Here is a 12,007-nt window from a genome sequence, read left to right as displayed (position 1 = left end):
AGGCGGGTGCCCAGTCTGGGTCCCCGCCTTCGCGGGGACACATGCTTTTGGGAGGACCCAACAATCTCACCCAAGGGATACCACCCCGGCGGAGGCCGGGGCCCAATTGGAAAGGTCGGCGTAACGGAGGACTGCGCTTCGTTAGCGACGCTCCCCAATTGGGCCCCGGCCTTCGCCGGGGTGGATGGGAGAACGATCGCGATCCTCCCAAATCAAAACGCCGCCGTCGCCTTAGCCTTCCCCATCATCGCCTTCCGAACCAAAGGGATCGGCGGCCCCCCAAAACTCAAGAACTCGTCATGAAACGCCTTCCAAGCCTTCCTGCCACCCCGCGTCGCCGTCCAGTCCGCCCGCAGCTTCCGGATCATCAACTTACCCATCGTATAATTCAGATACGCCGGATCATACGTCCCCCGCGCCGCCTGCTGCTTGGCGTTCCCCTCGTCCTGGTAACACTCGTCGACGAACATCCGGAACGACTGCTCCTGCGTCATCCCCTTCGCATGCATGCGGATCGCCGAAAGATACCGGCAATCGCGCAACAACGCGTTCGAAATTTGCCCGACATGCGTCTCGGGATCGCCGTTGTTGAGCCCCGCTTCCCACATCATCTCCTCCGCATAATGCGCCCACCCCTCGGCAAACGCATACCCCACGAACAATCGCCCGAAGAGCGACGGCGAGCGGTTTGCATGCAGGAACTGGACGAAATGCCCCGGCATCACCTCGTGCACCGACGTGAACAGCAGGTCGTTCCTGCCCGGTACGAACGCGTCCTGCACCGCCTTGGTCCAGCTCGGGTCGGGCGGCGAGATGTAGTAGATCGACGGCACACCCTTATCGAACGGCCCCGGCGGATCGATATACGCCGAGTTCTGCCTGTTATACGGCGGCGACTCCTCGACCAGCGCCTGCTCCGTCCCCGGGATCGTCAGCAGGTCGTGATCCACGACGAATTTCCGCAAAATCGGAATCTGGCGCCGCGCCTCCGCCACCGGCCCGCCGACCGGCTTGTTCGCGTTCATCTTGTCCATGCACGCGAGGATCGTCTGCCCCTTGGCGAACACCCCGCACGCCTGCGCCAGCGCCGCCTGGTTGCGCTTCAGGTCGGCGACACCCGCCGCCTCGAGCTGGTCGAGCGGCGTATCGACGCCCTCGGTCATCGCCACCATCCGCGAAAACTTGTCCGCCCCCAGCGCAAAATCCTGCGTCGCCGTCGCGCGCTGGCCTCCTGTCCACGTTCCCAGATCGCGCATCGCCTTCGACGCCGCCTGCGCCGCATCGGTGAGCTGCTTCTGCGCCGCCGCGTCCTTCACGCCGGCAAACGCCTTCACCGCGTCGCCCGCATAATAGTCGGCAAAGCCGTTGAACGCCGCCGTCCCGTAATTGACGTAGCTCAACGGCATCGGCGTCTTGAGGTTCGCCTTGATGTTCCCCGCCGCCGCCGGGATCTTCTGCAGGAACGCGGTCAGCGCCTTCATCCGCGTCGGCGCATCGGCATAATTGCGCGCGATATACGTGTTCGGATCGAGCCCCGCGCTCACATACCAAGCCGGATTTTGATGCGGCTGGTCGGCATCCTCCAGCCAAAACAGCTTCCCCTTGGCGACCTGCACCAGATAGTCGCGCTCGAACGCCTCGGCGGGCTTCAGATCCTTGAACGCCCCCGCCTTGTCGATCGCGCCATGCAGGAAGTCCGCCTGCCGCTTCAGCCCCGCCGCGCTCCAGTCGCCCAAGCCGCCGTCATATTCGTGCTTGCCCTGATAGACCGCATTGGCCGGATCGATGTTGAACCAGCCGTCGATGAAGCCATCGCGGAACCCCGCCCAGTCGCCCGTCGCAGCGGTGGTCGGCGCGGCAGGAGCCTGCGTGTTCGCGGTCGTCTGCGCGGGGCCGCACGCGCTCAAGGCGAGGACTGCGCCGAGCGCCGTCGTCAAAAGTCCGATCCGCATCCTGTCTCCGATTCCGATTCGTCTGGCGCCATGCTGCCAGTCGAAGTCTTGGTACGCCAGCGTGCGGAACGGCGCGCGCGATGAGCCGTTGAACGTGCATCTGCAAAGACAGACCGGAGACTTGCATGCCCTACGTAAAAACCCGCGACGGTACAGACATTTACGTCAAGGACTGGGGCACGGGTCGCCCGGTGATCCTGACGCACGGCTGGCCGCTCAACGCCGACAGCTGGGACGCGCAGGCGATGGCGCTCGCCAACGCCGGCTTCCGCGCGATCGCGTATGACCGCCGCGGGTTCGGTCGCTCGGGCCAGCCCTGGACCGGCTATAATTACGACACGCTGACCGACGATCTGGCCGACGTGATGGAAGCCACCGGCGCGAACACCGACGCGACGATCGTCGGCTTCTCGATGGGTGGCGGCGAGATCGCGCGCTACATGAGCCGCTACGAGGGCAAGGGCGTGGTCGCCGCCGGGCTGATCTCGTCGGTCGTGCCGTACATGCTCAAGACCGATGACAATCCCGACGGCGTTCCCGAAGAGACGCTCGCCAGCATCGGCGCGGGTATCGAGGACGACCGCCCGGCGTTCTTCAAGACCTTCCTCCAGCAATTCCTCGGCGTCGGGTTCATCACCTCGCCGGTCAGCGACGAGGTCGTCGACTGGGTCTGGAGCCTCGCGATGCAGGCGGGCCTTCACCCGACACTGGAGTGCGCCAAGGCGTTCGGCCACACCGACTTCCGTCAGGATCTGGCGGCTTTCCGCGTACCGACGCTGGTCGTCCACGGGACAAGCGACAAGACCGTGCCGATCGACGCGACCGGCCGCGCCGCCGCCAAGGGCATCGCGGACTCGCAACTGGTCGAATATGACGGCGCCCCGCACGGCCTGACGATCACCGACAGCGATCGCTTCACCAACGACCTGCTGACGTTCCTGGGTCGGTAAACCCTGAAGCCGACCCCACTTCTTGCCCCTCCCTGAAAGGGAGGGGTCGGGGGTGGGTCGGCTTCCGCGTGTTCGATCGGTGGCGGCTCAAGCCAGCCAACCCACCCCCAGCCCCTCCCTTTCAGGGAGGGGAGCAGAAGATCAGTTCCCCAGCGGGACGATAACCTCGTCCGGATGCGCGACGTTCAGTTCCTTACGGACCATCTCGTCGACCATATCCGGGTTCGCATGATCCGGGTTCAGCAACGCCACCCGGTTCTTCAGCACCTCGCGCTTGCGATCGAGCGCGGCATAGTCCTGCTCACGCTTCGCCAACTGGCGCTTATAGTCGCCATACGCGAACATCCCGTTCGGCCCGAGCACGGCATACGCGCCGAAGAACGCCATCAGCGTCAGCCCCAGCGCCGGCCACGCGGCCTTGCGCATCGTCTTCCGCAACTTGCTGGTCTTCGTCGTCACGCGTGCCATGTCGTCCTCCGGTTTCCGAACCTATCAGCCCCCGATCAGGATGTCGCGACCCGCATAGCGCGCCGCGTCGCCCAGCTCTTCCTCGATCCGGATCAGCTGGTTGTACTTCGCCAACCGGTCCGACCGCGCGAGACTGCCCGTCTTGATCTGACCGCAATTGGTAGCGACCGCCAGATCGGCGATCGTCGAGTCCTCGGTCTCGCCCGACCGATGCGACATCACCGCGGTATACTTCGCGCGCTGCGCCATCGACACCGCCTCCAGCGTCTCGGTCAGCGTGCCGATCTGGTTGACCTTCACCAGCAGCGAGTTGGCGATACCCTGGTCGATGCCACGCTTCAGACGCTTCGGGTTGGTCACGAACAGATCGTCGCCGACCAGCTGGACCTTGTCGCCGATCAGGTCGGACAGCGTCTTCCAGCCCTCCCAATCGTCCTCGCCCATGCCGTCCTCGATCGAGAAGATCGGGTAGCGGCGCGTCAAATCCGCGAGATACTCCGCCATCTCCGCGCTCTCGAGGATCCGGCCCTCGCCCGAGATGTCGTACTTGCCGTTCTTGTAGAACTCGGTCGCCGCGCAATCGAGCGCGAGCATCACGTCCTCGCCGGGCTTGTACCCTGCCTTCTCGATGCTCGACATGATGAAGTCGAGCGCCTCGGTGGTGCTGCCGATGTTCGGTGCGAAGCCGCCCTCGTCGCCGACGCTGGTCGACAGGCCCTTCTCGCTCAGGCCCTTCTTCAGCGTGTGGAAGATCTCCGAGCCGCAGCGGACCGCCTCGAGGATGTTCGACGCGCCGACCGGCACGACCATGAATTCCTGGAAGTCGATCGGGTTGTCGGCATGCTCGCCGCCGTTGATGATGTTCATCATCGGCACCGGCAGCAGATGCGCTTGCACGCCACCGACATAGCGGTACAGCGGCAGGCCGCGCGCTTCGGCCGCGGCCTTGGCGACGGCGAGGCTGACGCCGAGGATCGCGTTCGCGCCCAGCCGGCCCTTGTTCTCGGTGCCGTCGAGTTCGATCATCGCGCGATCGAGGTCCGACTGGTCCTCCGCGTCCATGCCGAGCACGGTGTCGGTGATCTCGTCGTTGACCGCATCGACCGCGCCATCGACGCCCTTGCCGCCCCAGCGGGTCTTGTCGCCATCGCGGCGCTCGACCGCCTCGTGCGCGCCGGTCGAGGCGCCCGACGGCACGGCCGCGCGGCCGAAGCTGCCGTCTTCGAGCAGCACGTCGACCTCGACGGTCGGATTGCCGCGGCTGTCGAGGATCTGGCGTGCATGAAGGTCGATGATTGCGGTCACGTAACGATGCTCCTACAAATCCCGGTGCCGGGTCGTTCGCGCCGCCTCTACCGTCTCACGCCATATCGGGCAATCGCGCGGACATCCGAGAATAGTGTCGTGCAATCGCGCGACGGTTCGGGAACCGTGCTCCAACGACGGTGTTGAGGGCGTAACAATTCTGAAAGGGACCGTCATGGCCGACTCCAGCGTAAACGACACCGTCAACGACCTGAAAACGACCGCGAACGAGGTCGGGACCGAGCTCAGCAAGACGATCGAAAACGGCGATGTCTCGGCCAAGGCCGGCGACGCCAAGCAGGCGATCAAGGACGGTGCCAACAAGTATACCGCGCAGGCGACCGACAAGGTCCGCACCTTCGCCGAGGACGGCAAGGCACGTGCAAGCGGCGCCCTGGAGCAGGTCGCCCAGTTGCTGACCGACGCCGCAGGCCAGGTCGATGAGAAGCTCGGTTCGCAATATGGCGGTTATGCCCGCAGCGCGGCCGACAGCGTCTCGGGCTTCGCCGACCAAGTGAAGGCCAAGGACATCGACGAGCTGTTCGACGACGCGCGCGAGCTCGTGCGGAAGTCGCCAGCCATCGCGGTGGGTGCAGCAGCGGCCATCGGCTTCGTCGTCGCGCGACTGGTGCAGTCGGGCGTCGATGCCAATTCGAAGGTCTGACGTCTTGTCCGACCCACTGACGTTCGCGACCGGCGAGGACGAGAGTCTTGCATCCATCGTCGGTCGCCTGGCGACCGAGACGAAGAGTCTCGCGACCGCGGAAGTCGCTGTCTACAAGGCGAAGTTCGGCGAGACGGCGAGCGCGTACAAGTCGGCCGCGATGTTCTTCGCGGTCGCCGGCGTGCTGGCTTTGGCCGCGCTGATCGCACTGCTGGTCGGTGCGATCTTGACGGTGGCGACGCTGGTGGGGCCAGGATGGGCGACCGCCATCGTCGTGGTGGCCGTCCTCGCAGTGGCGGCGATCCTGGCGATGATCGGCAAGTCGAAGCTTCAGACGAAGAGCGAGCCCGTATCATGACATCCGCCAAAGTCGCCGCCGCAGAGATCGAATCGGCCCTCGCCCGCCAGCGCGTCATGATGACGATCGGGCAGTTGCAGGACCGGCTCAATCCGCGAAAGCTCGCGCTGAACGCCAGCCGCGACGTCGCCGATGCCGGCACCGCCGCGCTCAGCGCCAGCGTCGAGACCGTGAAGCGCAATCCGGGACCGACCGCGGGGTTCGCGGCGGTCGCCGGACTGTTCCTCGCGCGCCACCGGATCGTCGGACTGTTCCGCCGCGGGCGGTGACCGCCCCGACCACGGTCACCATATTGAAACCTAGAAGTCCCGGCTCGCGTTGAACCCTCATTGCATTGAACGGCGAGCAGCTTGCCACCAGAAGGACATTTTCCATGACCGACGCAAAGACCACCGCCAACGAAGCCGCCCACGAGACCGAGAGCCGTCTGCGCGAAGGCCTCGACACCGTCCGCGAGACCGCGTCGAAGGTCTATCACGACGCCGGCGACAAGGCCTCCGAGGTCCTCGAAGTCTCGCGCGAGAAGACCAAGCGCGTCGTCAACACCCTCGAATCCAACCCGGCCGGCATCCTCGTCGGCGGTCTGGCTGTTGGCGCGCTCGCCGGCGCGCTGCTCCCGCGTTCTGCACGTGAGAAGGAATTGCTCGCCCCCGTCGGCAAGCGCCTTAGCGAAACGCTCGTCGCAGCGACCGCGGCGGCAAAGGACGCAGGTCGTTCGGAACTCGGCGAACTCGGCCTGACCAAGGACAATGCACGCGACCAGGCCAGGGGTTTGCTCGAGGGTATCGTCAAGGCGGTCACGACGGCCGGTACCGCAGGTGCGAAGGCGGTTTCGCAGAAGCCTGCCGTCTAAGGGTTCAAACCGCGGGTCGAACACGCTAGGGAGGCGGCAACCCCCTCCCTAGGAAAGCAAGCGCATGAGCAAGCTCCACCTCGTATTCGGCGGCCGCGTCAGCGACCCGCGCACCCTGGATTTCAACGATCTGAGCAAGATCGAGTTCGTCGGAGTATTCCCGGATTATGCCAGCGCCGAGAAGGCTTGGCGTGCTGCGGCGCAGCGTACCGTCGACGATGCCGAGATGAAGTTTGTGGTGGTGCACTTGCACCGCATGCTCGAGCCGAACCTCGGCGCGACCGTAGCATAACGGCCGCCAACGACCGTCATTCCCGCGGAGGCGGGAACCCATACTGGCTGACGTAGCGATCTGATCGCAACGACATAGGCTATGGATCCCCGCCTCCGCGGGGATGACGGTTTGGCAATACCTGGCCGACAATCAGTTTCTAGTAAGGCCACGGGCTCCGTCCCTCTCCCGTTCGAAAGAAGGAAAGACGCCAAAGGCGGCGCACTCCTCTCCGTTCGTGCTGAGTAGAGACCGAGTAGGCTCGCAGAGCCGTATCGAGGGCTCGTATCGAAGCACAGGTCCCGAGCGCCAACCTGTCCTTCGATACGCCGCTTCGACAAGCTCAGCAGCTACTCGGGACGAACGGGGTGTGCGTGTATAGAGTGGCGGTAGGTAGGAGCCGGCAGGCTCAAGCAGCCCGGTAATGCCAGAGCAACAAAGGCCGAGCCAGCAGCAGCCCCGCCAAGAACCCACCGATATGCGCGCCAATAGCAATCGGCCCACTAGCCCCAACCGAAGCCCCAAACCCGGCCAGCCCCATCAGCAGCTGGATCCCGATCCACGCCGCAGCCAGCCAAACGACATGCACGACCCCAGCCGGCACCGGCCCGATCGCCTGAGCCCGCCGCTCGCCATACAAAAGCGCATAAGCCCCAACGACCGCCGAGATCGCACCGCTGGCGCCAATCATCGGCGCAGTGGAGTCAGGCCCGAACGCCCAATGCCCCGCCGCGGCGGCATACGCGCCCAGCACGTACAGCACGACCAATCCGACCGTCCCCAGCGCCTTCTCGACGAACTGCCCGCAATACACCAGCATCACGAGGTTCAGCGCGATATGCGCCCACCCACCATGGATCAACGTCGCAGTCAGCGGCGTCGCCCAGGACGGTACGACGAACATATGTTCGCTAGGAATACCGAGATCGGTCATCCGCAACGGGATGAACCCGGCGTTCACCGCCCAGTAGCCAAGCGACCCGCTCAGCACCAAGAATCCCGAGACGATGACCGTCACGATCGTGATGATCGCCGTCGCCCGCGTCTCGAAGAATTGCATAAGGCTCAGATGAACTCGATCTTGGAGACGACGTAGTAACGCTCGCCGGCCGGCACCGTGACCTCGACCTCTTCATCGAGCTTGCGCCCGATCAGCCCGCGACCCAGCGGCGAATTGTACGAGATCCGCCCCGTCTTCGCGTTAGCCTCGGTCTGGCCGACGATCTGATACTTCACCGGCTTGTCGTTCTCGTCGAGCAACGTCACCGTCGCGCCGAACACGACCTTGTCGCCCGACAAATCCTTCGGATCGATGATCTGCGCGCGGCTCAGCTTGTCCTCGATGTCGGAGATCGATGCCTCGACCTGGCCCTGACGCTCCTTCGCGGCATGATATTCCGCGTTCTCGCTCAGGTCACCGTGTGCGCGCGCCTCTTCGATCGCGTCGACGATCGTCGGACGTTCGGCTTTCAGGCGCTTCAGATCCGCGCTCAGCGTCTCATAGCCTTCCTGCAGCATCGGCATCTTTTCGACGGTCGCCATCATCTCGTCCCCAAATCCATTTCCCCGCGCGAGGCCCTGTACCAGCCCCGCCCACACATCATTCTCATGTCGGGATCAGTCGTGCGACTGCGAATAATAGGATTGCAGCGGCCGTACTTCAAGGCTGTGCGTCGAAAGCTTGGCGATCGCCTTCGCCGCTTCGAGCGAAGCCGGCGCGGTCGTGAAGTACGGAATGCGCTGGCCGAGCGCGGAAGCACGAATCGGCTGCGAGTCCTTCAGGCTCTGCCACCCCTCGGTGGTGTTGAAGATCAGCGCGATATCGCCGTCCTTGATCCGGTCGACGATATGCGGCCGACCCTGGGCGACCTTGTTGACCTTTTCGACCGGCAACCCGGCGCGCGCCAGATGATCCGCGGTCCCGCCGGTCGCGACGATCGAGAAGCCGGTGTCGACCAGCGCCTTCACCGCCTCGACGATCATCGCCTTGTCGCCGTCCTTCACGCTGACGAAGACATTGCCCTTGGTCGGCAGGATCGTCCCCGCACCCAACTGCGCCTTGGCGAATGCGATCGTGAAATCGGGATCGATTCCCATGACTTCGCCGGTCGACTTCATTTCCGGTGACAGCACCGGATCGACGCCGGGGAATTTGTTGAAGGGGAACACCGCCTCCTTCACCGCATAATAGTCGATGTGCCGGTCGATCTTCGGCAAGTTGACCAGCTTCTCGCCCGCCATCACGCGTGCGGCGATCTTGGCGATCGGCGCACCGATCGCCTTGGCGACGAACGGCACGGTCCGCGATGCGCGCGGGTTGACCTCGATGAGGTAGACCAGGCCATCCTTCACCGCGAACTGGATGTTCATCAGGCCGACCACCGACAAGGCATGCGCAAGCGCCACCGTCTGCCGCTCGATCTCGGCGATGATCTCCGCCGACAGCGAGTAAGGTGGGATCGAGCAAGCCGAGTCACCCGAATGGACGCCCGCTTCCTCGATATGCTGCAACACGCCCGCAACCACCACGTCGGTGCCATCGCAGATCGCATCGACATCGACCTCGATCGCGTCGCGCAGATACTGGTCGATCAACACCGGCGAGTCGCCCGACACCTGCACCGCGGTCGCGATATAATGCTCGAGCTGCCCGATCGTATCGACGATCTCCATCGCCCGCCCGCCGAGCACGTACGAAGGCCGCATCAGTACCGGATAGCCGATCCGCTCCGCCGCCGCGACCGCCTCGTCCCGGCTCCGCGCGAGGCCATTGGCCGGCTGCAACAGCCCGAGCTTGGTGATCAGCGCCGCGAACCGCTCACGGTCCTCCGCCAGATCGATCGCGTCCGGCGTCGTCCCCAGGATCGGAATGCCCGCCGCTTCAAGCGCCCGCGCAAGGTTCAGCGGCGTCTGCCCGCCGAACTGCACGATCACGCCCACCAAAGTGCCGTTCTGCTGCTCGACATGCAGGATCTCCAGCACGTCCTCGGCGGTCAGCGGTTCGAAATACAGCCTGTCCGACGTGTCGTAGTCGGTCGACACCGTTTCCGGGTTGCAGTTGACCATGATCGTCTCATAGCCCGCATCCGCCAGCGCGAAGCACGCATGGCAGCAGCAATAATCGAACTCGATCCCCTGCCCGATCCGGTTCGGCCCGCCGCCCAGAATCACGATCTTCTTGGCGGAGGTCGGCTCGGACTCGTTCTCGGGCTCGCCGAAGCTCGGCGCCTCGTAGGTCGAATACATATACGGCGTCTTCGCATCGAATTCGGCCGCGCACGTATCGATCCGCTTGAACACCGGCCGCACGCCGAGCTTCAGGCGATGCTGGCGCACCTCCTCCTCGGTCACGCCGCCGGTCATCGCCTTGACGACCTCGTGGATCAGCCCCGAGCCGCGCGCGATCCCGCGGTTCATGCCCCGCAGATTGGCGGATTGCAGCGCCAGCCACGCGAGCCGCTTGTCGCTGAACCCCATGCTCTTCAGACGCCGCATACCGGCCGCGTCGATCGGCAGGCCGTCCTTCATCACCTCGGCCTCGGCCGCGATTATCTCGGCGATCCGCTCCAGGAACCACGGATCATATTTGGCGATCGCATGCACCTCGGCGACCGTGAAGCCCTCGCGCAAAGCCTGCGCCGCGACCAGCAGCCGATCCGGCGTCGCGACGGCCAGCGCCGCCTCGATTTCCGCGCGCGGCGCACCGACCAAATGATCGACCTGGTTGAACCCCGACAAGCCAGTCTCGAGCCCGCGCAACGCCTTCTGCATCGATTCGTGGATGTTGCGACCGATCGCCATCACCTCGCCGACCGACTTCATCGCGGTGCCGAGCGTGTTCGACGCGCCCTTGAACTTCTCGAACGCGAACCGCGGAATCTTCGTCACGACGTAATCGATTGTCGGCTCGAACGCGGCAGGCGTTGCCCCCGTGATGTCGTTCTCGATCTCGTCAAGCGTGTAGCCGACCGCCAGCTTCGCCGCGACCTTCGCGATCGGGAAGCCGGTCGCCTTCGACGCCAGCGCCGACGAGCGCGAAACCCGCGGATTCATCTCGATGACGACCAGCCGGCCGTCCTTCGGATTGACCGCGAACTGGACGTTCGAACCGCCTGTTTCGACACCGATTTCACGCAACACCGCGATCGATGCGTTGCGCATGATCTGGTATTCCTTGTCGGTCAGCGTCAGCGCCGGCGCGACGGTGATCGAGTCGCCGGTGTGGACGCCCATCGGATCGACGTTCTCGATCGAGCAGATGATGATCGCGTTGTCGTTGCGATCGCGCACCACCTCCATCTCGTATTCTTTCCAGCCGAGCAGCGATTCCTCGATCAGCACCTCGGTGGTCGGCGACAGATCGAGCCCGTTGCGGACGATCGCGATGAATTCCTCGCGATTATACGCGATGCCGCCGCCCGAGCCGCCCATCGTGAAGCTCGGCCGGATGATCGACGGAAGCCCCGTCTTCTCAAGGCCTTCCAAGGCTTCTTCGACAGTATGTGCGATCGCCGAGCGCGCGCTTTCCAGCCCGATCCGGTCCATCGCATCGCGGAACTTCAGTCGGTCCTCCGCCATGTCGATCGCATCGGCATCCGCGCCGATCATCGTCACGCCAAACTTCTCGAGCGTACCGTCATGGAAAAGCGCCAGCGCGGTATTCAGCGCGGTCTGCCCGCCCATCGTCGGCAGGATCGCGTCAGGACGCTCCTTCTCGATGATCTTGGCGACGATCGCCGGCGTGATCGGCTCGACATAGGTCGCGTCGGCCAGCTCGGGATCGGTCATGATCGTGGCGGGATTCGAATTGACGAGGACGATACGATAGCCCTCCTCCTTCAACGCCTTGATCGCCTGCGTGCCCGAATAATCGAACTCGCACGCCTGGCCGATGACGATAGGTCCTGCGCCGATGACGAGGATCGAGGAGATGTCGGTGCGTTTTGGCATTACTGTCCTTGCGCGAAATGCGCGGTCCCGAGTTTCATAAGTTGCTCGAAGGCTTCCTTAGAAAGCCTCAAGCTCTGAGATCGCTTTCCGACAAACTTACGATCTTTCGATCCGTAGGTGTCGATCTGAACGAATTTCTCGCCTTCGAAATCTAGCAATATGATGGAGGCATCCACGTCGCCCTGCGGAGAGGAGCGCTCCGGCTCGTAAATTTTAAGCGCGCGGACAGTTGCCAT

General features: G+C 64.2%; 13 protein-coding genes. 6 read left to right on the top strand and 7 right to left on the bottom strand.

The window, feature by feature from the left end; all coding sequences use genetic code 11:
* Positions 1-212: 212 nt before the first annotated feature.
* Entirely contained in the window at positions 213-1,952 is a 1,740-nt protein-coding gene (locus AC59GX_RS05080; protein ID WP_426280825.1) for a DUF885 domain-containing protein, read from the bottom strand.
* Between the two features lie 125 nt (positions 1,953-2,077).
* On the opposite strand from AC59GX_RS05080, the gene AC59GX_RS05075 reads away from it, so the two are divergent.
* Positions 2,078-2,902 (top strand): alpha/beta fold hydrolase, encoded by an 825-nt coding sequence (locus tag AC59GX_RS05075; RefSeq protein WP_426280827.1) that lies wholly within the window; start codon positions 2,078-2,080, stop codon positions 2,900-2,902.
* A gap of 141 nt (positions 2,903-3,043) precedes the next feature.
* Here the strand turns inward: AC59GX_RS05075 and AC59GX_RS05070 are convergent, their stop codons facing one another.
* Positions 3,044-3,370, bottom strand: coding sequence for an FtsB family cell division protein (locus AC59GX_RS05070; protein WP_055878455.1), 327 nt, complete (start codon positions 3,368-3,370; stop codon positions 3,044-3,046).
* A gap of 24 nt (positions 3,371-3,394) precedes the next feature.
* Entirely contained in the window at positions 3,395-4,675 is a 1,281-nt protein-coding gene (eno, locus tag AC59GX_RS05065; protein ID WP_426280828.1) for a phosphopyruvate hydratase, read from the bottom strand.
* A 175-nt stretch (positions 4,676-4,850) separates the two neighbouring features.
* Between eno and AC59GX_RS05060 the strand changes: the two genes are divergently transcribed.
* From AC59GX_RS05060 to AC59GX_RS05040, 5 genes are all read left to right on the top strand, one after another.
* Positions 4,851-5,339 carry a hypothetical protein gene (locus AC59GX_RS05060; RefSeq protein ID WP_426280829.1) on the top strand — a complete coding sequence of 163 codons (489 nt, stop codon included), beginning with the start codon at positions 4,851-4,853 and terminating at the stop codon, positions 5,337-5,339.
* Between the two features lie 4 nt (positions 5,340-5,343).
* Positions 5,344-5,697, top strand: a complete 354-nt coding sequence (locus AC59GX_RS05055; protein ID WP_243649696.1) for a phage holin family protein — start codon at positions 5,344-5,346, stop codon at positions 5,695-5,697.
* Positions 5,694-5,966: a hypothetical protein gene (locus AC59GX_RS05050; RefSeq protein ID WP_056062302.1), complete on the top strand. Its 273-nt coding sequence runs from the start codon at positions 5,694-5,696 to the stop codon at positions 5,964-5,966. The genes AC59GX_RS05055 and AC59GX_RS05050 overlap by 4 nt, the downstream gene beginning before the upstream one ends.
* Before the next feature lie 104 nt (positions 5,967-6,070).
* On the top strand, positions 6,071-6,550 hold the full coding sequence (locus AC59GX_RS05045; RefSeq protein WP_497301146.1) for a hypothetical protein: 480 nt from the start codon (positions 6,071-6,073) through the stop codon (positions 6,548-6,550).
* A gap of 64 nt (positions 6,551-6,614) precedes the next feature.
* The gene (locus AC59GX_RS05040) at positions 6,615-6,842 is read left to right on the top strand and encodes a DUF4170 domain-containing protein (protein WP_056051043.1); all 228 of its coding nucleotides are present in this window, start codon (positions 6,615-6,617) and stop codon (positions 6,840-6,842) included.
* Between the two features lie 388 nt (positions 6,843-7,230).
* Here the strand turns inward: AC59GX_RS05040 and AC59GX_RS05035 are convergent, their stop codons facing one another.
* The 4 genes from AC59GX_RS05035 to AC59GX_RS05020 all read right to left on the bottom strand — a co-directional run bounded on the left by AC59GX_RS05035 (position 7,231) and on the right by AC59GX_RS05020 (position 12,007).
* Positions 7,231-7,881, bottom strand: coding sequence for a rhomboid family intramembrane serine protease (locus AC59GX_RS05035; protein WP_426280833.1), 651 nt, complete (start codon positions 7,879-7,881; stop codon positions 7,231-7,233).
* 5 nt (positions 7,882-7,886) lie between these two features.
* Positions 7,887-8,363 carry a transcription elongation factor GreA gene (greA, locus tag AC59GX_RS05030; protein WP_056052861.1) on the bottom strand — a complete coding sequence of 159 codons (477 nt, stop codon included), beginning with the start codon at positions 8,361-8,363 and terminating at the stop codon, positions 7,887-7,889.
* A 75-nt stretch (positions 8,364-8,438) separates the two neighbouring features.
* Positions 8,439-11,771: a carbamoyl-phosphate synthase large subunit gene (gene carB / locus AC59GX_RS05025; RefSeq protein WP_426280836.1), complete on the bottom strand. Its 3,333-nt coding sequence runs from the start codon at positions 11,769-11,771 to the stop codon at positions 8,439-8,441.
* Positions 11,771-12,007 (bottom strand): hypothetical protein, encoded by a 237-nt coding sequence (locus AC59GX_RS05020; RefSeq protein ID WP_107961792.1) that lies wholly within the window; start codon positions 12,005-12,007, stop codon positions 11,771-11,773. The genes carB and AC59GX_RS05020 overlap by 1 nt, the downstream gene beginning before the upstream one ends.

This window comes from Sphingomonas sp. 320_CC (assembly GCF_059691795.1).
Note: the sequence above shows the minus strand (reverse complement) of the source record. Positions and strands in the feature narration are given on the sequence as shown.